22 protein-coding genes, 1 tRNA gene and 1 pseudogene are annotated in these 23,239 nt (G+C 70.0%); 17 read left to right on the top strand and 7 right to left on the bottom strand.

Features of this window, described 5'->3' with window-relative positions; translation table 11 throughout:
- Nucleotides 1–302, top strand: a pseudogene (locus ACM2XV_RS03260) (LLM class flavin-dependent oxidoreductase); the annotation flags it as partial.
- A gap of 28 nt (nucleotides 303–330) precedes the next feature.
- Here the strand turns inward: ACM2XV_RS03260 and ACM2XV_RS03255 are convergent.
- From ACM2XV_RS03255 to ACM2XV_RS03245, 3 genes are read right to left on the bottom strand one after another with little or no spacing between them, the layout of a single operon-like run.
- A complete protein-coding gene (locus ACM2XV_RS03255) occupies nucleotides 331–1,341 on the bottom strand; it encodes a transporter substrate-binding domain-containing protein (protein WP_344775423.1) in 1,011 nt (336 codons plus the stop codon).
- Nucleotides 1,342–1,382: 41 nt separating this feature from the next.
- Nucleotides 1,383–2,159, bottom strand: a complete 777-nt coding sequence (locus ACM2XV_RS03250) for an amino acid ABC transporter ATP-binding protein (RefSeq protein WP_344775425.1) — start codon at nucleotides 2,157–2,159, stop codon at nucleotides 1,383–1,385.
- A complete protein-coding gene (locus ACM2XV_RS03245; protein ID WP_344775427.1) occupies nucleotides 2,156–3,058 on the bottom strand; it encodes an amino acid ABC transporter permease in 903 nt (300 codons plus the stop codon). Before ACM2XV_RS03245 ends, ACM2XV_RS03250 begins: the two co-directional genes overlap by 4 nt.
- A 122-nt stretch (nucleotides 3,059–3,180) precedes the next feature.
- Here ACM2XV_RS03245 and ACM2XV_RS03240 point away from each other — a divergent pair, with 122 nt between their 5' ends.
- Nucleotides 3,181–5,070, top strand: coding sequence for an FAD/NAD(P)-binding protein (locus tag ACM2XV_RS03240; protein ID WP_487025939.1), 1,890 nt, complete (start codon nucleotides 3,181–3,183; stop codon nucleotides 5,068–5,070).
- Here ACM2XV_RS03240 and ACM2XV_RS03235 read toward each other — a convergent pair.
- On the bottom strand, nucleotides 5,013–5,654 hold the full coding sequence (locus ACM2XV_RS03235) for an MBL fold metallo-hydrolase (RefSeq protein WP_344775431.1): 642 nt from the start codon (nucleotides 5,652–5,654) through the stop codon (nucleotides 5,013–5,015). The two genes, ACM2XV_RS03240 and ACM2XV_RS03235, sit on opposite strands and share 58 nt — an antisense overlap.
- 39 nt (nucleotides 5,655–5,693) lie before the next feature.
- Between ACM2XV_RS03235 and ACM2XV_RS03230 the strand changes: the two genes are divergently transcribed.
- The 4 genes from ACM2XV_RS03230 to ACM2XV_RS03215 all read left to right on the top strand — a co-directional run bounded on the left by ACM2XV_RS03230 (nucleotide 5,694) and on the right by ACM2XV_RS03215 (nucleotide 8,943).
- A complete protein-coding gene (locus tag ACM2XV_RS03230) occupies nucleotides 5,694–6,620 on the top strand; it encodes a diacylglycerol kinase family protein (RefSeq protein WP_344775433.1) in 927 nt (308 codons plus the stop codon).
- A 71-nt stretch (nucleotides 6,621–6,691) separates the two neighbouring features.
- Nucleotides 6,692–6,764, top strand: a tRNA-Glu gene (locus ACM2XV_RS03225).
- A gap of 117 nt (nucleotides 6,765–6,881) precedes the next feature.
- Entirely contained in the window at nucleotides 6,882–7,913 is a 1,032-nt protein-coding gene (locus ACM2XV_RS03220) for an aldo/keto reductase (RefSeq protein WP_487025938.1), read from the top strand.
- Nucleotides 7,914–8,007: 94 nt separating this feature from the next.
- Entirely contained in the window at nucleotides 8,008–8,943 is a 936-nt protein-coding gene (locus tag ACM2XV_RS03215; protein ID WP_487025937.1) for a D-2-hydroxyacid dehydrogenase family protein, read from the top strand.
- Here the strand turns inward: ACM2XV_RS03215 and ACM2XV_RS03210 are convergent, their stop codons facing one another.
- Nucleotides 8,944–10,233, bottom strand: a complete 1,290-nt coding sequence (locus ACM2XV_RS03210; protein ID WP_487025936.1) for an HNH endonuclease signature motif containing protein — start codon at nucleotides 10,231–10,233, stop codon at nucleotides 8,944–8,946.
- A gap of 95 nt (nucleotides 10,234–10,328) precedes the next feature.
- On the opposite strand from ACM2XV_RS03210, the gene ACM2XV_RS03205 reads away from it, so the two are divergent.
- From ACM2XV_RS03205 to ACM2XV_RS03190, 4 genes are all read left to right on the top strand, one after another.
- Entirely contained in the window at nucleotides 10,329–10,976 is a 648-nt protein-coding gene (locus ACM2XV_RS03205; protein WP_487025935.1) for a class I SAM-dependent DNA methyltransferase, read from the top strand.
- Nucleotides 10,977–11,077: 101 nt separating this feature from the next.
- Nucleotides 11,078–11,905, top strand: coding sequence for a DUF1684 domain-containing protein (locus tag ACM2XV_RS03200; RefSeq protein ID WP_487025934.1), 828 nt, complete (start codon nucleotides 11,078–11,080; stop codon nucleotides 11,903–11,905).
- A complete protein-coding gene (locus ACM2XV_RS03195) occupies nucleotides 11,902–12,948 on the top strand; it encodes an LLM class flavin-dependent oxidoreductase (protein WP_487025933.1) in 1,047 nt (348 codons plus the stop codon). The genes ACM2XV_RS03200 and ACM2XV_RS03195 overlap by 4 nt, the downstream gene beginning before the upstream one ends.
- On the top strand, nucleotides 12,945–14,321 hold the full coding sequence (locus ACM2XV_RS03190; protein ID WP_487025932.1) for an NtaA/DmoA family FMN-dependent monooxygenase: 1,377 nt from the start codon (nucleotides 12,945–12,947) through the stop codon (nucleotides 14,319–14,321). Before ACM2XV_RS03195 ends, ACM2XV_RS03190 begins: the two co-directional genes overlap by 4 nt.
- Nucleotides 14,322–14,337: 16 nt before the next feature.
- Here the strand turns inward: ACM2XV_RS03190 and ACM2XV_RS03185 are convergent, their stop codons facing one another.
- Nucleotides 14,338–15,033 (bottom strand): alpha/beta fold hydrolase, encoded by a 696-nt coding sequence (locus ACM2XV_RS03185; protein WP_487025931.1) that lies wholly within the window; start codon nucleotides 15,031–15,033, stop codon nucleotides 14,338–14,340.
- A 165-nt stretch (nucleotides 15,034–15,198) separates the two neighbouring features.
- Between ACM2XV_RS03185 and ACM2XV_RS03180 the strand changes: the two genes are divergently transcribed.
- The 7 genes from ACM2XV_RS03180 (at nucleotide 15,199) to ACM2XV_RS03150 (ending at nucleotide 22,606) form a co-directional block, all read left to right on the top strand.
- Entirely contained in the window at nucleotides 15,199–16,191 is a 993-nt protein-coding gene (locus tag ACM2XV_RS03180) for a TerC/Alx family metal homeostasis membrane protein (protein ID WP_344778635.1), read from the top strand.
- Between the two features lie 131 nt (nucleotides 16,192–16,322).
- The gene (leuC, locus tag ACM2XV_RS03175; RefSeq protein WP_487025930.1) at nucleotides 16,323–17,747 is read left to right on the top strand and encodes a 3-isopropylmalate dehydratase large subunit; all 1,425 of its coding nucleotides are present in this window, start codon (nucleotides 16,323–16,325) and stop codon (nucleotides 17,745–17,747) included.
- Nucleotides 17,747–18,349, top strand: a complete 603-nt coding sequence (leuD, locus tag ACM2XV_RS03170) for a 3-isopropylmalate dehydratase small subunit (RefSeq protein WP_344778639.1) — start codon at nucleotides 17,747–17,749, stop codon at nucleotides 18,347–18,349. Before leuC ends, leuD begins: the two co-directional genes overlap by 1 nt.
- 25 nt (nucleotides 18,350–18,374) lie before the next feature.
- Nucleotides 18,375–19,742 carry a UDP-N-acetylglucosamine 1-carboxyvinyltransferase gene (murA, locus tag ACM2XV_RS03165; RefSeq protein ID WP_344778641.1) on the top strand — a complete coding sequence of 456 codons (1,368 nt, stop codon included), beginning with the start codon at nucleotides 18,375–18,377 and terminating at the stop codon, nucleotides 19,740–19,742.
- Nucleotides 19,743–19,745: 3 nt separating this feature from the next.
- On the top strand, nucleotides 19,746–20,495 hold the full coding sequence (locus tag ACM2XV_RS03160; RefSeq protein WP_344778642.1) for a lysophospholipid acyltransferase family protein: 750 nt from the start codon (nucleotides 19,746–19,748) through the stop codon (nucleotides 20,493–20,495).
- Between the two features lie 28 nt (nucleotides 20,496–20,523).
- On the top strand, nucleotides 20,524–21,612 hold the full coding sequence (locus tag ACM2XV_RS03155; protein ID WP_487025940.1) for an NAD(P)H-dependent glycerol-3-phosphate dehydrogenase: 1,089 nt from the start codon (nucleotides 20,524–20,526) through the stop codon (nucleotides 21,610–21,612).
- Nucleotides 21,515–22,606: a D-alanine--D-alanine ligase family protein gene (locus ACM2XV_RS03150; protein ID WP_344778644.1), complete on the top strand. Its 1,092-nt coding sequence runs from the start codon at nucleotides 21,515–21,517 to the stop codon at nucleotides 22,604–22,606. The genes ACM2XV_RS03155 and ACM2XV_RS03150 overlap by 98 nt, the downstream gene beginning before the upstream one ends.
- Before the next feature lie 7 nt (nucleotides 22,607–22,613).
- Here the strand turns inward: ACM2XV_RS03150 and ACM2XV_RS03145 are convergent, their stop codons facing one another.
- Nucleotides 22,614–23,111: a DUF3515 family protein gene (locus ACM2XV_RS03145; protein WP_344778646.1), complete on the bottom strand. Its 498-nt coding sequence runs from the start codon at nucleotides 23,109–23,111 to the stop codon at nucleotides 22,614–22,616.
- Between the last annotated feature and the right edge of the window lie 128 nt (nucleotides 23,112–23,239).

Below are 23,239 nucleotides of genomic sequence, written 5' to 3'. Positions count from 1 at the left end.
GCGCCGACCTGCTGGCGAACGAGCTGCTCGCTCTGGCGCCTGCCACCCGCGGGCGCCTGCCCGGTCTGCTCGTCGGCGACGGGCCCGCCGTGGCGGCGCGACTCGAGGCGTGGTTCGGCTCGGGAGCCGTCGACGGATTCCAGATCCTGTCGGCATGGATGCCGGCGCAGCTGGAGGCGTTCGCCGAGCTCGTGGTGCCCGAGCTGCGGGCGCGCGGGGTGGTGCGCACCGAGTACACCGGCCGCACCCTGCGGGAGCACCTCGGGCTCAGGCATCCGATCAGCGCATACGCGCTGGACTGACGCCTGAGCCCGTGGTGCGGCGGCGGCGCTACTGGTTGTCGAGCGGAAGCCCCGGCGGGTTCAGCTCGGACTTCTTCACCGCCTCGTTCGAGAGGTTGTAGGCCGCGAGCCACTTCGCGTACTGGCCGTTCTCGATCAGGTAGTTGATCGCGTCGACCGTGGGCTGCGCGAGGCCGTTGCCCTTCTTGGTGGTCGCGGCGATCAGCCCCTGCAGGCTCGCGCCGGCGCCCGAGTAGGTCGCCTCGGTGCGGGTCGGGTTGGCAGACTTCGCCGACTGGGTGTCGTGATAGGCGGCCGACGGATTCGGGGTGAAGTCGATGTCGATCTTGCCCGAGTTGAGCGCGAGGTAGGTCGCGTTGGCGTCCTGGTAGTACTTGATCGCGAAGTCCTTCCCCTCGGCCTTCAGCTCCTTCTGCCACTCGAGCAGGATCTTCTCCTGATTGGTCCCCGAGCTCACGGCGACCGTCTTGCCCGCGAGCGACTCGGGGCCGGTCCACTTCCAGTCGCTCTTCTTCAGCACCTCGAGCGCCAGGTTGTCGTCGCGGTACGAGGCGAAGTCGTACTTCTCCTTCCGCTGCTCGGTGTCGGTGATGTTCGAGAAGCCGATGTCGGTCTTGCCGGTGTCGATGCCGACGAACAGGTTGTCCCAGGTGGCGTTCGAGATGACGGGCTTCAGGCCGAACACGGCCGCGACGAGGCGCCCCAGGTCGGGCTCGGCGCCCGTGATGGTCTTCTGATCGTCGCCCGTGAAGGCCAGCGGCGGGAAGCCGGCGGGCAGCGCGCCGACGCCGATCGTAAGCTCGCCGCTCTTGCGTACGGCAGCGGGAAGCTCGGCGCGGATCTTGGCGACCTCGGGGACATCGAGCGTGGTCTCTTTCGCGGCGCCGTTGCTGTGCGCACCGATCGTGACCTTGCCCTTCGGGGTCTGGGTGCTCGCATCGGCCGAGCCGCCGGAGCAGCCGGCGACGGTCGCGACGAGGGCGCCGGCGACCAGCAGCGCGGTGCCCGCGCGCAGCAGGCGGGTGGTGGGGGTCGTCATGGGTGTCTCTTCTCTTGGGTGGGTGGAGTGGGTGTTGCGGGTCAGAGGACGCGGGAGAGGAAGTCCCGGGTGCGGGCGTGCTGGGGGTTTCCGAGCACGTCGGCCGGGGAGCCCTGCTCGACGATCAGGCCGCCGTCGAGGAACACGACGTGGTCGGCGACCTCGCGCGCGAAGCCGATCTCGTGGGTCACGACGACGAGCGTGCGGCCCGTCTCGGCGAGGCGGCGGATGACGGCCAGCACCTCGCCGACGAGCTCGGGGTCGAGCGCCGAGGTGGGCTCGTCGAACAGGATCAGTTGCGGGTCGAGTGCGAGTGCGCGGGCGATGGCGACGCGCTGCTGCTGACCGCCCGAGAGCTGCCTCGGGAAGGCATCCGCCTTGTCGCTCAGCCCGACCTGCGCAAGCAGCTCGACCGCGCGCTCGCGTGCCGCGGCCTTCGGCAGCAGTCCGGTCGAGACGGGGGCCTCGACGACGTTCTCGAGCACGGTGAGGTGCGGGAACAGGTTGAAGTTCTGGAAGACGAAGCCGATGCGGGCGCGCTGGCGCAGGATCTGCTTCTCGTGCAGCTCTTTCAGGCGGTCGCCGTCGACGCGCACGCCGATCAGCTCGCCGTCGACGACCACGTAGCCGCCGTCGAGCTTCTCGAGGTGGTTGACCGCGCGCAGCAGCGTCGACTTGCCCGAGCCCGACGGCCCCAGGATCGCGGTGACGGTGCCCGCCGCGATCGTGAGATCGATGCCCCCGAGCACCTGCTTGTCGCCGAAGGACTTGCGCGCCCCGACGATCTGCACGGCGGCGGGAGCGGGGGCGGCGTTCATCGTGCCCCCTTCAGGCCGCGGTTGTAGAACCGCTCGACGAAGTGCTGCACGAGCCCGATCAGGCTGGTGAACACGAGGTACCAGATGCTCGCGACCACCAGCGTCGGGATGATGTCGCTCGGGTAGGTCGATCCGATGTTCTGCAGCACGCCGAAGAGGTCGAGGACGCTCACGTAGAACAGCAGCGAGCTCGACTTGAGCAGGCCGACGATCTGGTTCACGTACGCGGGCACGATCGAGCGCAGGGCCTGCGGCAGGACGATGCGGGTGAATTGACGGCGACGGGGGATGCCGAGGGCCTTCGCCGCCTCGTGCTGGCCGAGGTCGACCGACACGAGACCCGCGCGGACGATCTCGGCGGCATACGCGATCTCGGCGAGGCTCAGGCCGACGACGCCGAGTGTCAGATCCGACAGCACATTGCTCGTCGGCACCTCGAGCTGCGGCCCGAACGGCACCCCGACGGCGATCGTGGGGAAGAGGCTGCTCAGGTTGTAGAGGAACACCAGCACGAGGATCAGCGGCAGCGAGCGGAACACCCAGATGTAGAGCCACGCCGCCCCGCTCAGCACGCGATTGCTCGACAGCCGGGCGAGGGCGACCACGACGCCGCCGAGGAAGCTGACGACGGCGCTGATCGCCGTCGCCTCGAGCGTGACGGTGATCCCGGTGAGGACGGCGGGGTTCAGCAACCAGTGGCCGACCCGGTTCCATTCCCACGCGGGGTTCGTGAACAGCGTCTGCCCGAAGTTCAGTGCGAGCAGCAGGACGACGGCGGTCGCCACCCACTGCCACGGGTGACGCAGGCGCCGCACGCGGCGTTCGAGCGCGGCCTGCGGCACGCGCGGCTCGGCAGCCGGCGGTGCGCCGACGCCCGGGCTGAGGGATGCGGTGGTCATGGGCCGGGACGCTACGGGCTGGCGACCGCACTCCGAGAGCGCGGCGGACACAGACCGTAACCGTCGAAACGCTGCGCAACATTCGGGCCTGCCCCGCCACGGATCCCGGCATGCTGGCATCCATGCCCGAACTCACCGTCGCCGTGCTCGGGGCCGGCCCGCGGGGGGTCGGCTGGCTCGAGCGGTTCGTCGAGAACCTGCGGGCGGGCGAGCTCGGGCAGGCGGCCGCAGCCGGCGGCATCCGTGTCGTCCTCGTCGACCCGCATCAGCCGGGGCCCGGGCGGATCTGGCGCTACGACCAGTCGCCGCTGCTCAAGCTCAACTCGCTCGCGGCCGACGTGACGATGTTCACGGATGCCTCGTGCACGGTCGACGGCCCGATCGCTCCCGGCCCGTCGCTCGCGGACTGGGCTGCGCAGGTGCGTGCGGGCGAGCTCGAGGTCGCGATCGACGACCCCGTGGTGCGCGCCGAGCTCGAGTCGCTCGGGCCGGCGAGCTTCCCGACGAGGCGCCTGCAGAGCTTCTACCTCGACTGGTTTCACCGCCGCACGCTGGCGTCGCTCCCCGCCGGGGTCGAGGTCGAGTGGCGGCGGACGACGGCGGTGTCGGTGTCCGAGGACGGCGACCGCCAGCTGGTCGGTCTGGCCGATGGCGAGACCGTGGCCGCGAACGTCGTGCTGTACGCGCTCGGTCACAACGGCTCGGCCCTCGCGGGGGAGCACGAGCTGCTTGAGCGCTTCGCTCGCGAGCACGGCGCGTACTACCTCGCGCCGGCGTTCACCGCAGACGCCGAGCTGGGCGGCCTGCCCGCGGGGGCCGACGTCATCGTTCGGGGCATGGGGCTCGCGGCCGTCGATCTGGTCGTTCTGCTGACGTTGGGCCGCGGGGGGCGCTTCGAGCCCGCCGCCGAGTCGAGCGGGGGGCTGCGCTACGTGCCGAGCGGGCGCGAGCCCCGCCTCCACCTCGGCTCGCGTCGCGGCGTGCCGTATCACTCGAAGGTCACGTCGCAGCTCGTCGCGCCCCGGGCCGAGCCGCGCTTCTTCACGCGCGAGATCGCTGCCGAATTGGGGGCGCGCGGGGCCGACTTCGCGGGCGAGATCTGGCCGCTCATCGCCAAAGAGAGCCTGCATGGCTACTACCACGAACTGTTCGTGGGCCACCCGGAGAGAGTGCGCCTGCCGTGGCCGGAGTTCCTCGAGCGCTTCGCCCCGCTCGACCCGTGGTCGCACGAGCTGCGCGCCCTCGTTGCCGAGGCGCTCGTCGACGAGGCGGACGCCCTCGACCTCGCGAGCTTCGATCGCCCGCTCGCCGGCCTCCGGTTCACGGGCCCCGACGAACTGCAGCGGCACCTGATCGACTACATCGCCGATGACGTGCACCGCCGCACGGCCCCCGAGCACTCGGCGACGCTCGGCTTCTTCACCGCGCTGCTGTTCGCGTTCTTCGCCACGGGCGGCTCGGGCATCGAGGTTCCGCCGTGGTTCAAGGCGTTCTTCAGCTATGTCGCCTCTGGGCCGCCCGTGCACCGCCTCGAGGAGCTGCTCGCGCTCGCCGAAGCGGGCGTCGTGCGATTTCTGGGTGCCGAGCTCGAGGTGCGAGCGGATGCTGCGGCCGGCCTCTTCCGCGCGTCGAGTCCCTCCGTCCCTGGCGAGCTCGCGTCGCGCTTTCTCGTCGACGCATGGCTTCCCGAGGACGCCGCCCACGCGAGCGAGAACCCCGCGCTGCGGGATGCCGCAGGGCAAGCATCCGTCACCTCATTGCTCGCCGTGCACCCCGAGGACTCGCGCCTCATCGGGCCCGACGGCGAGCCGCATCGCGCGCGCTTCGCCATCGGGCCGTTCACGACGGCCCCGAACGCCGGCGCGTTCGCCCGGCCGCTCACCGACGCGATGAGCTTCCGAGAGAATGACAGGGTCGCGCGCGCCGTGCTGCGACTGCTCGACCAGATCTCGCCTCAGAGCTCGGCGGAATCGCCCGGCGTGAGATCGAGCAGCGCCCCGCCGTTCTGCTGAGCCGCCCACTCGATGCGGGCCTTGGCCATCGCCTTGCCGGCGTCCGAGTTGATCATCTCGTGCGTGGGGAACGCGCGGCGCGGCTTGACCGCGAGCACGAAGTCCATCGCCTCGCCGATCTTGAGCCACGGGGCGCTCGACGGCGCGGCGAGCACGTCGACCTCGACGCCCTCGGGAACCGTGAACGAATCGCCGGGGTGGTAGACGGCGCCGCCGTCGACCGAGACGCCGACGTTGTCGACGATCGGAATCGAGGAGTGGATCTCGGCGTGCCTGCCGCCGAAGAAGTCGAGCTTGAACGGGCCGGCGACGACCGAGTCGCCGGGGGAGACAACGGTGACGTCGAACCCGTCCGCCGCGGCCGCGACGCCCTGCGGGCCGTAGATCGGCACGGCGGGGTTCGCCTCGAGGACGGCCTGCAGGTGCGGGGCATCCCAGTGGTCGGCGTGCTCGTGGGTGACGACGATCGCGGCGACACCGCTCGGGTCGGGCAGCGGGCGGGAGAAGCTGCCGGGGTCGACGACGAGCTTCGCCCCGTCTTTCTCGAGGATGAAGGCGGCGTGTTCCAGCTTCGTGATGCGCATGTTGCCAGGCTAGGGCGCTGTGCCCGAAGATGGTGACTCATGCCGCCGAGCCCGACGACGCGACCCAGGCGATTGATCGTCGCGATCAACCCGACCGCCGCCTTCGGGCGCCATCACGGCGCCGGCGCCGCGGCATCCGAGGTGCTCGCCTCGGCGGGGCACACGGTGATCGAAGTGCGCCAGCCGAACTACGAGCTGCTGCGGCGCGAGGTCGAGCGCGAGGTGCGCTCGGTCAGCGTGCCGGGGCGCGCCGCGCTGGTGGTCGTCGGGGGCGACGGCATGGTGAGCCTCGGCGTGAACGCGGTCGCCGAGACGGGCATCCCGCTCGGCGTGATCCCGGTCGGCACGGGCAACGACACCGCACGCAACATCGGCATGCCGATCGGCGACCCGGCTGCGGCCGCCGAGCTGATCGTGGCGGCGCTCGAGCGCGAGTCCGTCTCGGTGGACGCCGGCCGCGTGACGCACGGCCTGCACACCACGTGGATGCTCGGCGCCCTGTCGGCGGGCTTCGACGCCGCTGTCAACGAGCGCGCCAATTTCATGTCGTGGCCGAACAGCGAGCGCCGCTACACGATCGCGGTCGTGCGCGAGCTGCTCACGTTCCGCGCCCCGCACTACCGCGTCGTCGTGGACGGGCAGCGGCGCGAATTCCAGGCGATGCTGGTCGCGGTCGCGAACCACACGTCGATCGGCGGGGGCATGCGCATCGCGCCCGCCGCCGAGATGGACGACGGGCTGCTCGACCTGTTCGTGGTCGATCGGATGTCCCGGCCGCGCTTCCTGCGGGTGTTCCCGAAGGTCTTCAAGGGGGAGCACACCGAGCTGCCCGAAGTGCACCTCGAGAAGGTGCGCAGCGTGCGCATCGAGGCCGCCGGGGTGGTGGCGTATGCCGACGGCGAGCGGGTCGGGCCGCTGCCGGTGGAGGTCTCGGTGGTGCCCGGGGCGGTGCGCCTGCTGCAGTAGCCGGCCCGATTTTGTGACGCCGTAACCGCCATGTAAAGTAGAACCCGTTGCGCCGCTGGCGCAGCGAGTCCGGCCCCATCGTTTAGCGGCCTAGGACGTCGCCCTCTCACGGCGGTAACGCGGGTTCAAATCCCGCTGGGGTCACATTCAGCCCGCTTCCCTTGATTCGTCAGGGGAAGCGGGCTTTTTGCATGGGTCTAGGTGGGTGCCTCGTTCGGGGCGCCGAGTTTCGCCGCGCGACGCGATGGGCAAAGCTGGAGCATGCGCTACGTCACCCTCGGCACCAGCGGCACCGTCGTCTCGAATCTCGCCCTCGGCACCATGACCTTCGGGGCAGAGGCCGACGAGGCGACCTCGCACGGCATCCTCGATGCGTACATCGCAGCGGGCGGCAACTTCATCGACACGGCGGACGTCTACAGCCAGGGCGCGTCAGAGACGATCATCGGCCACTGGCTCTCGACGCACCCGACCGAGGCGCAGGACGTGGTGATCGCGACCAAGGGCCGCTTTCCGATGGGCGAGGGCGTCAACGACCTCGGGCTCAGCCGTCGGCACCTGGGCCGCGCGCTCGACCGCTCGCTGCAGAGGCTCGGCGTCGAGCAGATCGACCTCTACCAGATGCATGCGTGGGACGCCCACACCCCGCTTGATGAGACCTTGGGATTCCTCGCCGAAGCCGTCGCAGCGGGGAAGATCGCCTACTACGGCTTCTCGAACTACCTCGGCTGGCAGCTCACCAAGGCGGTACACGTCGCCCGCGCACACGGGTGGCCCGCGCCCGTCACCCTGCAGCCGCAGTACAACCTGCTGGTGCGCGACATCGAGCACGAGGTGGTGCCTGCTTCACTGGATGCCGGCATCGGACTGCTGCCGTGGTCGCCGCTGGCGGGCGGCTGGCTGAGCGGCAAGTACCAGCGCGACGTCGACCCGACGGGCGCGACGCGGCTGGGCGAGAACCCCCAGCGCGGCATGGAGGCCTGGGAAGCGCGCAACGCCGACCCCCGCACGTGGCAGGTCATCGACACGGTGCGCCGCATCGCCGACGCTCGCCGTGCCTCGATGTCGCAGGTCGCCCTGGCATGGCTCGCCGCGCAGCCGGCGGTCACCAGCGTGATCCTCGGGGCGCGCACCCTTGAGCAGCTCTCCGACAACCTGGGCGCCGCCGACCTCGAGCTGACGAGCGACGAGCTCGGCGAGCTCTCGGCGGTCAGCGCCCCGCGCGTCGACGACTACCCGTATGGCCCCGCCGGAGTCGCGCAGCGCCACCGATCTCTGACCGGGGGCCGCTGAGACAGACATCCCCGGCAAAAAACGGGCGACGAGGGGTTCACACTCGCGGCTTCCGGCGCTATAAGGCGCAGCTATGGTCGGAAGGGTGCGGCGCGTGACGATTCTCGACGATTATCAGGGTGTGGCTCTCGGCTCGGCCGACTGGTCACGCGTCAGCGGCCGATTCGAGATCGATGCGGTGCGCGAGCATCTTGAGCCGGATGCCCTCGTGGAGCGACTCGCCCACAGCGACGTCGTCGTCGCGATGCGCGAGCGCACCGCCTTCCCGGCCGAACTCTTCGACCGGCTGCCGCAGCTGCGGCTGCTCGTGACCACAGGAATGAAGAACGCCGCCATCGACCTGCCGGCCGCGGCCGCCCATGGCGTCGTCGTGTGCGGCGCACGGGGCAGCGGCAACAGCGTGGCCGAGTTGACGATCGGCATGATGATCGCGCTCACGAGGCATTTCGCCGAAGAGGACGCGTCGATCAGGGCCGGCGGCTGGCAGCACACCATCGGGCCGGGCTTGCAGGGACTCACGCTCGGCGTGCTTGGACTCGGCCGGCTCGGCGGCCCCGTCGCCGATCTCGCGGGTGCCTTCGGCATGACGATCATCGGGTGGGACAGGTCGATCACACCGGCGCGGGCTGCGCAGCATGGGGCGACCGTCGTGTCGAAGGACGAGCTGTTCGAGGCATCCGATCTGCTCACCATCCACCTGCCCCTCTCCGACAGCAGTCGCGGACTGGTCGGCTCGCGGGAGCTCGCTCTCATGAAGCCGACCGCCTACCTCATCAACACCTCACGCGGGCCGATCGTCGACGAGGCGGCCCTGCTCGACGCACTGCACTCGGGACGCCTCGCGGGCGCGGCGCTCGACGTCTACGACAGCGAGCCGCTGCCCACGGGGCATCCGTTGCGCAGCGCGCCGAACACGTTGCTGCTGCCGCACCTCGGTTACGTGACCACCGATCAGTACGCGCGGTTCTACGCGGACGTCGTCGAGGACATCGTTGCGTGGGACGACGGGGCGCCGGTGCGCGTGCTGTGATCAGGCGCGTGAGCCGTCGGGGCCCGACGGCAGGTCGAATGGTGCCGGGTCCCATGCATCGGGCGGGTCGGCACGGTGGTCCCAATATCTTCGACCGCCTGGCGAAGTCCAGATCTCTTTGCCTCTCGGTCCTGGGGCGACCTTCCACCGTGTCTCGTGCTTGAGGGTGTGATCGCTCGGGCACTTGGGGGTGAGGTTTGCGACGTCGGTTTCGCCCCCGAGTGCCCAGTCGAGTTGGTGGTCGAGGTCGCTGCCTGCGCTGGGCCGATTGCAGACCGGCTGGGTACAGGCGGGGTCGCGGGCGAGGATGAACCTCTTCATGTCGGCTGTCGGGGCGTACTGCTTACGGCCGACGCCTAGGACAGCCGCATCGACGGGGTCGGTGAACAGCCGCGTCAGTGAGGTGCAGCTTCCGACGAGTTCGCGGGCGCGGGCGGGGGAGATGGGGATCTGCCCGTCGATGGTCGCGGGCTGGTATTCATCGGGGACGTGCGCGAGGTTCAGCAGCGGCACGTATACGTTGACGACGGGGCGCACCTCGGACTCGGTGCCGGTGCCGATGAGGACGTCGGCGCACACGTCGGCGCGCTTCTGATCGCGGGTGCGCTGCTGGTCTTCCGGCAGGCCGGCGTCGTCGAGGGCGGCAGCGATCGCGTCGACGCGCGCCGCGGCCATGACGGCCCGGTCAGTGGGCAGATAGGCGGTCAGGTAGGACATGCCGGTGCCCTGCTCGTGCTCGACCCAGATGCGTCGGCGGCGGGCAGCGATCTCGTGCTCGGCTTCCAGTGGGTGGTCGGCGAGCTGATCGGCCAAGCGGCCGGCGTGGTCGCGCAGCTTCGCGTTCGTGAGCGTGGGCGCGAGACGCGCCATCTCGACGTCGAAGTAGGACTGGAGTTCTTCCTCGACGGGAACCCGGTGGAAGGCCTCGAGGATGGTGCGGGTCTTCGCCGCGGTGATGTCGCCATGGCGGAAAGTCGCCCAGGTGGCCGGCAGTAGGCGGTCGAGGGTGCGTGCCTCGGCAAGCCGCGAGCGGATTTGGTCGCGACTCATCGATAGCTCCAGCGCGAGCCCCAGGATCGCCGAGCGCTCGGCCCGGTCGGCGCGCTGGTGCTCGGGCACGAACGCCTCGACCTCGATCTCGGGGTGCGCGAGCGCGTTCTCAACCACCTCGAGGATGGACGCGAGCACCGCGGCCTCGGCCCGCGCCTGGGCCCGCAGCGCCTCGTGCGCGCGGTCGAGCCCGGCCTCGCGCGCGGCCGACGCGGCCCAGCTGTCGGTGGTCTCATCCATGCTCGAAGTCAAACACCGACCACCGACATTGGAGTCAGACCATCAAAACTTTATCCACAGGGCGCGCCCGCCCCACGACATGGGAGTATCGCCGCGTGACCTCCGAGCAGCGAGAGCCGGCCGTCCGGGCGGCGTACGACATCGTGGCCGACACCTACGCCGACGAGTTCCCGTCGACGGGCCCGGAAACGCCGATCGAGCTGGCGATGATCGCCCACTTCGCATCGCTGCTGCCAGTGCCGCGACGGGTACTGGACGCCGGCTGCGGCGCCGGCCGCATGCTGCCGGTCCTCGCCGGGCTCGGGTGCGAGGTCGAGGGCGTTGATCTTTCGCCGGGCATGATCCGCCGCGCTCAGCGCGACCACGGCGAGTTCCGCTCGCAGGTCGCCTCCTTGAGCGACCTGCCCTTCTCTGCGGCCGCGTTCGACGGTGTGTTCTCCTGGTACTCGACGATCCATAGCCCTGACGGCGCACTACCGCAGATCTTCAGCGAGCTGCGCCGGGTCCTGAGATCGGACGGGCTCGTGCTCGTCGGGTTTCAGACCGGTCGCGGCATCGTCGACGTGGCACCGGCCTACCGGCCGCGCGGCCACGAGGTGGCACTCGTGCGCTACCCCCGCGCTGCCGACGAAATGGGCGAGAAGCTCGCAGCGGCCGGGTTTCGCGAGGTCGGCCGCCTCGTCGAGGCGGCGAACGGCGCCGCGCGCGGTGGCCAAGCGGTGCTCATCGCCACGCCGGCGTAGCCCGGCTCGCGAACCGTCTTCGGCCGTAACGCGCCGCAACGCTTCGTCATGTGGCGCGCCTCGCGTGGCATCCGCCGCGTGGCTCGCCATAGCGTCGCGGTATGACGGTGACCGACGTAGAGAACGCGACAGACTTCGCTGATGCATGGCGCGCATGGCACGCGCGTCATGAGGAGCAGCGGGCGAGTGAATACGGATTCCTCGCCATCACGAGCATCCGATGGCTCGGCGACGTTGCTGAGCGATTCGAGGATGCCCCGGGCGCATGGTCGACGGGCGAGTACGGCATCGTCGTCGAGCTCGCAGAGGGCGAGTCGCTCGAGTTCGGCGGGGAGGTGCTGACCGGGCGCCACGAGTTCGGGCAGCTCGCCGAGCGGGCCACCGAGTTCGCCTACTGGCAGGCGCCAGGGGGCCGCGCGGCCGTCGAGATCGCCCGCCGCGGCGGCAACGACATCATCCGCCCGCGCCACGCGAACGCGCCGATCCGCTCCGCCTACCAGGGGACGCCGGCGTACGAGCCCGACCCGCGCTTCGCCGTCGGCGCGCGCTTCGTCGCCTTCGACGCGCCGCGCGAGGTGACGGTCGGCTCCGTGGTGGACGGGCTGCAGCACGTCTACGACGCGGTCGGCACCATCGAGTTCGAGCTCGACGGCCCGCGCTCGCTGCTCGCCTGGGGCGGGCACGCCGGCGGGCTGCACGTGCTCTTCACCGACCTCACGAGCGGCGTCACGACGTATGCCGCGAACCGCAGCCTGAACACGGCGGCGCCCGACGCCGACGGCCGGGTGCTGCTCGACTTCAACCGGTCGACCAATCTGCCCTGCGCCTATACACCGTATGCGACCTGCCCGCTGCCGCCGGCCGAGAACCGCCTCGGCGTCGCGATCGAGGCGGGGGAGAAGGCACCCATTGCGGAGGCGAGCCGATGAGCGCCCCCTTCTCCCTCGCCGTCGATCTCGACGGCGCAGGCGCGCACCCGGCGGCCGCCGACGCTGCCGGGCTCACCACCCGCGAGCTGCTTGCTGCCTCTTATCTCGCGGCCCACGTGCGCGAGGCCGAGCGGGCAGGCTTCACCGCCGCGACCTTCCCCGACTCGCCGCTCGCCACCCGCATCGACGCGATTCAGCGCGCGTCGTTCGTCGCGCCGCAGACGAGTGCGCTCGGTCTGATCCCGGTCGCGCACTCCGTGTACTCCGAGCCGTTCCACGTCGCGACGCAACTCGCGACCGTCGACTTCGCCTCCTACGGTCGGGCCGGCTGGATCGTCGGTGTCGACGCCGACCCACGCATCGCGGTCGAGTACGGCCGCGACGCCGTCGGCCCCGAGCTCGCCGCCGCCGTCGCCACCGATGCCGTCGAGGTCGCCCGCCGCCTCTGGGACAGCTGGGAAGAGGACGCCGTCATCCGCGACACCACGACCTGGCGCTATCTCGACCGGGACAAGGTGCACTACGTCGACTTCGAGGGTGCGAGCTTCTCGGTGAAGGGGCCGAGCATCATCCCGCGACCGCCTCAGGGTCAGATCCCGGTGTTCACGGATGCCACCTCGGGCGTCGTCGGCGACGTGGCGCTCGTGACCTCCAGTGCTCAGGCCGCGGTCTCGGCAGCACGCGACGCGGGCGCGCGCCTCGTGTGGCTCGAGCTCGAGGTCGCCCTCGATCGCGCGGGGCTTCCCGGCGCCGAGCGCGTCGAGCGGCTCGACGCCATCGCGCCATGGTCGGGCGAGGGCATCGGCCGCTATGTCGGCGACGCCGCAGGGCTCGTCGAGCTGCTCGCCGAGCTGTCGGGCCAGGTCGACGGCGTGCGCCTGCACCCCGCGGTGCTCCCGGAGGACCTCGAGGAGCTCGGCCGCGCCGTGCTGCCCGAGCTGCGCCGCACCGGCACCCACGCCCCGCCCGTCGTCGGCACGACCCTGCGCCAGAGCATCGGCCTGCCGGCATCCGTCAACCGCTACGCAAAGGCCAACGCATGAGCGCGACCCAGCCTCAGGAACGCAACCAGATCCAGTTCGGCGTCTTCTTCCAGGGGGTCAACTTCTCGACCATCTGGACCGAGCCCGAGAGCGGCTCGCAGATCGACTTCGAGTCGTTCCGCCGCGTCGCGCAGACAGCCGAGCGCGGGCTGTTCGCGGCGTTCTTCCTCGGCGAGGGGCTGCGCCTGCGCGAGCACCTCGGCAAGCTGCACGACCTCGATGTGGCCGGGCGCCCCGACGCGCAGACGCAGCTTGCCGCGCTCGCCGCCGTGACCTCCAAGATCGGCCTCGTCGCCACGCAGAACGCGACCTACAACGACCCGTTCGACCTCGCGCACCGGCTACAGAGCCTCGACCTGCTCTCGGGCGGCCGCGCCGCATGGAACGTCGTGACGACCGACAACGCGTGGACCGGCGCGAACTTCCGCCGGGGCGGCTACCTCGACCATGCCGATCGCTACACGCATGCCGAGCAGGTCGTCGAGACGGTGCGGGCCATCTGGGATTCGTGGGACGACGCGGACGGTAGCGCCCGACTGGTCGCGCGCGACTTCGGCGCGTTCGACGTGCGCGGGGTCGGCCGGCTGCCGCGCAGCCCGCAGGAGCACCCGGTGCTGTTCCAGGCCGGCGACTCCGACGAGGGGCGCGACTTCGCGGCCCGCAGCGCCGAGGTGATCTTCAGCGCGCACGGCCAGTTCGAGGCGGCCTCGGCGTTCGCGGCCGACATCCGCCGTCGCACGGCGCTCGCGGGCCGCCCGGCCGACGACCTCAAGATCTTCCCGGGCCAGCAGTTCGTGCTCGCCGACACCGAGGCCGAGGCGCACGAGAAGGCGCTGTGGGTGCGCGAGAAGCAGATCACTCCCGCCACCGCGCTCGCCTTCCTCGAGAACATCTGGGGCACGTCGCTGGCCGACTACGACCCCGATGGGCCGCTGCCCGACATCGACCCCGTCGTCGAGGTCACGGGCGAGACCCGCGGTGCGGGTTTCCGGGCGAAGAAATCCAAAGAGACGGCGGATGCCTGGCGCGAACAGGCCGCTGCCGAGAACCTCTCGATCCGCGAGTTCGTCTTCAAGGTGGGCGGTCGCCTCGAGGGCGGCATCATCGGCAGCTACCAGCACGTCGCCGATCTGCTCGCGCGCTACGCAGACGAGCACGTCGTCGACGGCTTCAACGTCTCGCCGTTCCTGGTTCCGTCGGGTCTCGACGACATCGTCGACCGGCTCGTTCCCGAGCTGCAGGAGCGGGGTGTCTACCCCACGGAGTATCGCGGCGACACCCTGCGCGAGCACCTGGGCCTGCGCCCGCCGCTCACACGCCGCGGAGAGCCGGGGGACGCCGCCCGCCAGACTCCGTCGTTCGACCTCGTCTAGGCGCCCGGCGAGGCGATCAGGCCAGCGCGGCCGCGATCGCCTCGCCGAGTTCGACGGGCTTCGTGAACTGCGGCCAGTGGCCGGTGTCGATGTCGACCCAGGTGATGTCGCGGAACTCGGCGAGCTCTTTCATCCACGGGTGGCCCTGCTCGATCAGCGGCCTGTATTCAGTCGACGGAAACGCGGTGCAGATCATCGTGAGCGGCACGTCGTGCCGCCGGTCGTCGTGCAGTTCGACCGGTGCCGTCGTGACGCCGGCGGGCTCTGGAACGGCCTCGGCCCGGATCCGGTCGCGCAGCTCGGGCGTGAGCCCCTTCACCTCGTCGTCGCTGAACGCCGACCAGTCGGGAAGGGGCACGTCATCGCCCTCGACCGGGAACTCGGATTCCATCGGGCCGCGCTCGGGGACCGGGAAGGTGTCGACTTCGATGACCCGCGTGACCCTGTCGGGCCGGGCGTCGAGAGCGCCGTTCGCGATCGCGCTGGCGCCCGAGTGCGCGACGAGCGCCACCGGCCCCTCATGCGCATCGATCTCGGCGATCGCCGCTTCGATCTGCGTCTGCAGCGTGATTCCCGCACGCGGCGCGTCGCGCGACTCGAGGCCCGGCAGCGTCAGCGGGTGCACCGAGTGCCCTGCCTTGGCAACGATCGGCGCGACGTCGCGCCAGGAGGAACTGCCGAGCCAGTAGCCGGGAAGCATGATGACGTCCATGCGCCCAAGGTAGGCCCACCCGCCGACATCGCATATCCTGAAGCGGTCGAAGGGGAGTATCCCTACGCACAGCGGTCGTCATCACGAGCTTGCTCCGGGCGCTGTGGCACTGCGGTGCGGGAGAGACTTTCGGAGCCGTTCAACGACCCCGGAAGGCCCCGAACAATGCACCTCGAGCTCCCGTTCTGGTTCGAGTTCGGCTCCTACGCCGTACTGTTCCTCATCCTCATCGGCGACCTCGTGCTCGCCTACAAGCGGCCGCACGTGCCGAGCCCGCGCGAGAGCGGTCTGTGGATCGGCTTCTACGTCGTTCTCGCGCTGATCTTCGCGGGCATCCTGTGGTCCGTCGGGGGCGCCGAGCACGCGGGCCAGTTCGTCGCAGGCTGGCTCACCGAGTACTCGCTCTCGGTCGACAACCTGTTCGTCTTCGTGCTCATCATGGGCCGCTTCGCGGTTCCGCCGAAGTACCAGCAGGAAGCCCTCATGGTGGGCATTATCTTCGCGCTGGTGTTCCGCGGCGTGTTCATCGTGCTCGGCGCCGGCCTCATCGCCGCGTTCAGCTGGATCTTCTACTTCTTCGGCGCCTTCCTGCTCTACACGGCGATCAGGCAGGCGTTCGAGAAGGAGGGGGAGGACGAGAGCGTCGAGGATGCCGAGGGGCCGGTGGCCCGCTTCCTGAAGCACCACCTGCGCATCGGCAACGAGTTCAACGGCAACAAGCTGCACACCGTGGTGAACGGTCGCCGCGTGCTCACCCCGCTGGTGCTCGTCTTCATCTCACTGGGTACCACCGACCTGCTCTTCGCGCTCGACTCGATCCCCGCCATCTTCGGCATCACGCGCAGCCCCTTCCTCGTGTTCTCGGCCAATGTGTTCGCACTGATGGGCCTCAGGCAGCTCTACTTCCTTCTCGGCCATCTGCTCACGAAGCTCGAGTACCTCAAATACGGCATCGCCGTGATCCTCGCGTTCATCGGCGTCAAGCTCGTCTTCGAGGCGCTGCACACGAACGAGGTGCCGTTCATCAACGGCGGCCACCACGTCGAGTGGGCCCCCGAGTTCTCGACCGTCACCTCGCTCGCCGTCATCGTCGTCACCATGGCGATCGCGACCGCGGCGAGCCTCATCCGCCTGCGGCTGGTGCCCGAGCGGGAGTGATAGCCTCATCGCATGCCGGCTGCGCAGCTCCTCCTCCTTAGCTGCCGCGACGGGGCTTAGTTTCCATAGGCCTTCCCGTCGCGGAGTCTTGTGTTGGGCTGAACCCGCAGGAACCAAGGAGCAACGAAGCAATGAGCGAACCCAGGACGCTGGCAGAGAAGGTCTGGAACGACCATCTCGTTGTCAAAGGCGCTGGCGGCGAACCGGACCTGATCTACATCGACCTCCACCTCGTCCACGAGGTCACGAGCCCGCAGGCGTTCGACGGTCTGCGCCAGGCGGGTCGCCCCGTTCGCCGGCCCGACCTCACGATCGCCACCGAAGACCACAACACCCCGACCATCGGCATCGACAAGCCGATCGCCGATCTCACGAGCCGCACCCAGATCGAGACCCTGCGCAAGAACGCGGAAGAGTTCGGCATCCGCCTGCACTCGCTGGGCGACCTCGAGCAGGGCATCGTGCACGTCGTCGGCCCGCAGCTCGGCCTCACCATGCCGGGCATCACCGTCGTCTGCGGCGACTCGCACACGTCGACCCACGGCGCCTTCGGCGCGATGGCCTTCGGCATCGGCACGAGCGAGGTCGAGCACGTGCTGGCGACGCAGACGCTGCCGCTTAAGCCGTTCAAGACGATGGCGATCAACGTCGAGGGCACGCTGCGCCCCGGCGTCACCGCCAAGGACATCATCCTCGCCGTGATCGCCAAGATCGGCACGGGCGGTGGCCAGGGCTACGTCCTGGAATACCGCGGCAGCGCCATCCGCTCTCTCTCCATGGAGGGCCGCATGACGATCTGCAACATGTCGATCGAGGCCGGCGCGCGCGCCGGCATGGTCGCACCCGACCAGACGACCTTCGACTACCTGAAGGGCCGCCCGCACGCGCCGCAGGGCGCCGACTGGGACGAGGCCGTCGCCTACTGGAAGACCCTCGCGACCGACGAGGGAGCGGTCTTCGACGCCGAGGTCGACATCGACGCCGACACTCTCGAGCCGTTCGTCACCTGGGGCACGAACCCCGGCCAGGGCGTCTCGCTGTCGGAATCCGTGCCGGACCCGGCGAAGATCGATGACCCGAACGCGCGCGCGAACGCCGAGCGCGCGCTCGAATACATGGATCTCGCGGCCGGCACGCCCATGAAGGACATCAGGGTGGATGCCGTGTTCATGGGCTCGTGCACGAACAGCCGCATCGAGGACCTGCGCGCCTTCGCCTCCATCATCAGGGGCAAGAAGAAGGCAGACGGCGTGCGGGTCATGGTCGTGCCCGGCTCGGCGCGCGTGCGCATCGAGGCCGAGGCAGAGGGCCTCGACAAGGTGTTCGAGGAGTTCGGGGCCGAGTGGCGCTTCGCCGGCTGCTCGATGTGCCTCGGCATGAACCCCGACCAGCTCGCGCCGGGGGAGCGGTGCGCCTCGACGAGCAACCGCAACTTCGAGGGCCGCCAGGGCAAGGGCGGTCGCACGCACCTGGTGTCGCCGGTGGTCGCCGCGGCGACCGCGATCCGCGGCACGCTGTCGAGTCCGTGGGACCTCGAGCCCGAGGGGAGCAACTGATGGAGAAGCTGTCCGTCGTGACCGGGGTCGCAGCGCCCCTCAAGCGGTCGAACGTCGACACCGACCAGATCATCCCCGCTGTGTTCCTGAAGCGCGTCACCAAGACCGGGTTCGACGACGCCCTGTTCTACTCGTGGCGGCAGGACCCCGACTTCGTGCTCAACCAGGCGCCGTACCAGGGCGCCGAGATCCTCGTCGCCGGGCCCGACTTCGGCACAGGCTCGTCGCGCGAGCACGCCGTGTGGGCGCTGCGCGACTACGGGTTCAAGGTCGTGCTCAGCTCCCGCTTCGGCGACATCTTCCGCGGGAACTCGGGCAAGCAGGGGCTGCTGACCGGCGTGGTCGCCGAGGCCGACATCGAGAGGCTGTGGGCCGTGATCGAGGCAGAGCCCGGCACCCGGCTGACCGTCGATCTCGAGGCGCGCGAGGTACGCGCCGGTGACCTGACCGTCGCATTCGAGATCGACGATTACACTCGGTGGCGCCTCATGGAGGGGCTCGACGACATCGGGCTGACCCTCCGCAACGAGGGCAAGATCACCGAGTTCGAGGGCCGTCGCGAAGCGTGGCGCCCGAAGACACTTCCCGTGAGAGCCGGGTAGCTACCAAAGAACCCCAGGGGGTTACGTGAACACACTCCTCGAAGACGCGCAGGCCGCTGGCGCGAGCGTCGGTCTCACCGCAGACCGCATCACGCTGCAGGGCGGCAAACCGCTCGTCGGCCGCATCGAACTCAAGGGCGCGAAGAACCTCGTCACCAAGGCGATGGTCGCCGCGCTTCTGGGCGAGACGCCCAGCGAACTCCGCAGCGTTCCCGAGATCAGCGACGTCCGCGTCGTGAAGGGCCTGCTCGAGGTCCACGGTGTGAAGGTGTCCAGCGTCGGCGACGACACCCTGCTGCTCGACCCGTCGAACGTCGAGAGCGCGCACTTCGAGGTCATCGACGCGTATGCCGGCTCCAGCCGCATCCCGATCCTGTTCTGCGGCCCGCTGCTGCACCGCCTCGGCGAGGCGTTCATTCCCGACCTGGGCGGCTGCCGCATCGGCGACCGGCCGATCGACTTCCACCTCGACGGCCTGCGCCGCTTCGGCGCCGTGGTCGACAAGCAGCCCCAGGGCATCCGCTTGACGGCCCCGAACGGGCTCAAGGGCGCGAAGATCGAGCTGCCGTACCCGAGCGTGGGCGCGACCGAGCAGGTGCTGCTCACGGCCGTCCGCGCCGAGGGCACGACCGAGCTGCGCAACGCGGCCGTCGAGCCCGAGATCATGGACCTCATCAACATCCTGCAGAAGATGGGCGCCATCATCTCGGTCGACACCGACCGCGTGATCCGCATCGAGGGCGTCGAGCGCCTCGAGGGCTACAAGCACACCGCGCTCTTCGACCGCAACGAGGCCGCGAGCTGGGCGGCCGCCGCGCTCGCGACCAACGGCGACATCTTCGTCGGCGGTGCGCGCCAGTCCGAGATGCTCACGTTCCTCAACGTCTACCGCAAGGTCGGCGGCGCGTTCGAGATCCAGGACGACGGCATCCGCTTCTTCCACCCGGGCGGCAAGCTCAAGCCGGTCATCATCGAGACCGACGTGCACCCCGGATTCATGACCGACTGGCAGCAGCCGCTCGTCGTGGCGCTGACCAAGGCCGAAGGCGTCTCGATCGTCCATGAGACGGTCTACGAGCAGCGCTTCGGCTTCACCGACGCCCTCGTCGACATGGGGGCGCAGATCCAGCTGCACCGCGAGTGCCTCGGCGGCGCGGAGTGCCGCTTCGGCCAGCGCAACTTCAACCACTCCGCCGTCATCGTGGGCCCGACCGAGCTGCACGGAGCCGACGTGGTCGTTCCCGATCTTCGCGGCGGCTTCAGCCACCTGATCGCGGCGCTCTCGGCAGAGGGCACCTCGACCGTCAGCAATGTCGGCATCATCGCCCGCGGGTACGAGAACTTCATCGAGAAGCTGCGCGCCCTCGGCGCCGACTTCGTGCTCGAGGCCTAAGGGGTGGCGCTCAAAGAGACCCATCGGCCGTCGATCTTCTGGCCGATGGCGTGGGTCTGCTTCGGCCTGCTCGGCGCGAGCGTCAAGTTCCGCGTCGCGCACCCCGAGCGGATCCCCGCACGCGGCGCGTACGTCATCGCCCCGAACCACTACAGCGAGATCGACCCGGTCATCGTCGGCATGATGCTCTACCGCGCAGGCCGCATCCCGAGCTTCCTCGCCAAGGCGAGCCTGTTCAGGATCCCGGTCGTCGGGTGGTTCCTGCGCCGCAGCGGCCAGGTGCCCGTCGAACGCACGCCCGCGGCGGCCGCGCGGGCGGCCTCGCCGCTCGCCGGCGCGCGAACACTGGTCGAGAAGCAGCGGATCGTGGTCGTGTACCCCGAGGGCACGCTGACGCGCGAGCCCGACATGTGGCCGATGCGCGGCAAGACCGGCGCGGCGCGTATCGCGCTCGAGCAGGGGATTCCCGTGATCCCGGTCGCCCACTGGGGAACGCAGGCCCTGATGGGCAGGTACGCCAAGAAGGTCAGCCTCTTCCGCCGACATCCGATCGACTTCGCCATCGGCGAGCCCGTCGACCTCTCCGAGTTCGCGGGGAAGCCGATCGACCAGCACGTGCTGGCCGACGCGACCGAGAAGATCATGGCGGCGATCACGGCCCAGCTCGAGACGCTGCGCAACGAGAAGGCGCCCGCGCACCGGTGGGACCCCGCGGCGCGGGGCCAGAGCGAGACCGGCCGCTTTGAGTCCTAGAAGAGCAGAGCACCACCACCGCGTGACCGTGGTGGGTGCGGGCAGCTGGGGCACGGCGTTCGCCAAGGTGCTCGCCGACGGCGGCGCCGAGGTCACGATGTGGGCGCGCCGACCTGAGGTCGCCCGCGAGATCCGTGAGACGCACCGGAACACGCAGTACCTGCGCGGCATCAACCTCCCCCGCACCATCACGGCGACGAGCAGCCTGCGTGACTCGCTGCGCGGCGCGCAGCAGCTGTACCTCGCGGTGCCGAGTCAGACGCTGCGCGACAATCTCGAGGCGCTGAAGCCGATGCTTCCCGCCGACATCCCCGTCGTCAGCCTCATGAAGGGCATCGAGAAGTCGACGAACGAGCGCATGAGCGAGGTCATCGCGAGCGTGCTCGGCCTCGACGAGGAGCGGATCGCCGTGGCATCCGGCCCCAACCTCGCCCTCGAGATCGCGAAGGAGCAGCCGACCGCCGCGGTGGTCAGCTCGGTCAGCCTCGAGACCGCGCAGACGGTCGCGATGGCGGCCACGAACCGCTACTTCCGGTCGTTCGTGAACACCGACGTCGTCGGCACGGAGTTCGGCGGCGTGCTCAAGAACCTCATCGCCGTCGCGATCGGTATCGTCGACGGCGTCGGCTACGGCGAGAACACGAAGGCGTCGATCATCACGCGCGGCCTCGTCGAGATGACCGACTTCGCCGTGGCGCACGGCGGCCACCCCGACACGCTCTCGGGTCTCGCCGGCCTCGGCGACCTGATCGCGACGTGCCAGTCGCCGCTGTCGCGCAACAACACGGCGGGCAGGCTGCTCGGGCAGGGCTATGCGCTGCACGAGGTCGTCCGGCAGATGAACCAGACGGCAGAGGGCCTCGCCTCGGTGGCTCCGATCCTCGCGCTGGCGCGCGCCCGCGGGGTCACGATGCCCATCGTCGAGCAGGTGCACCAGGTGCTGACCGGTACCCTCGATCCGAAGGACATCGCCCCCCACCTCACGACCGACGACACGCCCACGGGCGAAAGGATCACGGATGACCACGAAGCTCGCACTGGCTCTGCTCTTCGGCGGGCGCTCAAGCGAGCATTCGGTCTCGGTGGCGACCGCGGGCGGGGTCCTGGGGGCGCTTGACCCCGAGAAATACGACATCGTCCCGGTCGGCATCACCCGAGATGGGGCCTATGTGCTCGGCTCGACCGACCCGGCCGACTACTTCATGGGCGACGGGCGGATGCCCGAGGTGCACGACGACGGCAGCCGGGTGGCGTGGCCGCGTGACGCGCGCTCACACGAGCTGACCGTCGTCGGCCCCGATGGGGCAGAGCGCAGCGTGCGCGTCGACGTCGTCTTCCCGATCCTGCACGGGCTCTGGGGCGAGGACGGAACGGTGCAGGGCATGCTCGAGCTGGTCGACCTGCCGGTCGTCGGCTCCGGTGTGCTCGCGAGTGCCCTCGGCATGGACAAGCACTTCATGAAGACGGTCTTCGTGCAGGCGGGGCTCCCGGTGACGCCGTGGGCGACGATCTCGCGCCGCCAGTGGGCCGAAGACCGGGCATCCGTTCACGCGGCCGCCGAGGCGCTCGGCTATCCCGTGTTCGTGAAGCCCGCGCGCGCGGGTTCCAGCGTGGGCGTGGGCAAGGCGACGGATGCCGCGAGCCTCGCGGTCGCCGTCGAGGGGGCGCTCGCGGAAGACAGCCGCGCGCTCATCGAGCCGGCGATCGTCGGCCGCGAGATCGAGATCGCGGTTCTCGGCGGCCGAGGCGGCGCGGCGCCGCGCGCCTCGCTCGCGGGCGAGGTGCTGCTCACAGGCCGTGACTTCTACGACTTCGAGGGGAAGTACCTCGGCGGCGACGGCGTCGAGCTGCAGCTGCCGGCCGTGCTCAGCGACGCCGAGCTCGCCGAGATGCAGGGTCTCGCGGTGCGCGCCTTCGAGGCGATCGGCGCCGCTGGGCTGTCGCGCGTCGACTTCTTCCTCACCGACGCCGGCTGGCTGATCAACGAGATCAACACCATGCCGGGGTTCACGCCGATCTCGATGTACCCGAAGTGCTGGGAGGCATCCGGCCTGCCCTACCCGGCGCTCATCGACGAGCTCATCGCGCTCGCCCTCGACGCGCAGGGCTGACTGCGCGCTACTGCACGTCGTCGGCGGCGACGCACTTGTGCTTCGACGCCTGCGGGATGCTCGCGACGGCCTGCGCGAGGTCGGGCAGCACGTTCGCGTCGCTGACGCCGCCCGCACCGTGCTTGATCGTCACCTCGACCGCGGGGGTGCGACCGTAGGTGACATAGGTCAGCACCTTGTCATCGGGGTCGTTCGTGAGCACCCAGTCGACCGAGTCCTGACCGCTCGCGACGGTCACGCACGGCTTCGTGGTGGGGCCGAGCGGCGCGACGCCGCAGCGCAGCTGCACGGTGACGGGGTCGCCCCACGCCCCGGTCGCCTGGGCGTCGGTGTAGTCCTGCTTCTGGCCGGCCACCTCGGCGGGCAGCTCGACCGTGACGCTCGCACAGGCCGCGTCGTTCGCGTGCGGCGCGGACTCCATCGCGACGGTCGGGGTGCACCCCGCGAGCAGGGTCGCGAAGGCGACGGCGGCGAGGGTTGCGGCGGCGACACGGAGGCGGGACATCTCGATCGCAACGCTAGCGTGGTGGCTATGGCGGAAGCTGAGCGGCCCACCCTCGAGGAGCTGGGCGAGATCGCCGTGCTTGCGCGCATCTTCCCGCGACTGCCCGCAGCGGATGCCGCACTCCTCGG

This window comes from Gryllotalpicola sp. CP2-P1 (assembly GCF_057512245.1).
This window is presented reverse-complemented; position numbering and strand designations above follow the sequence as displayed.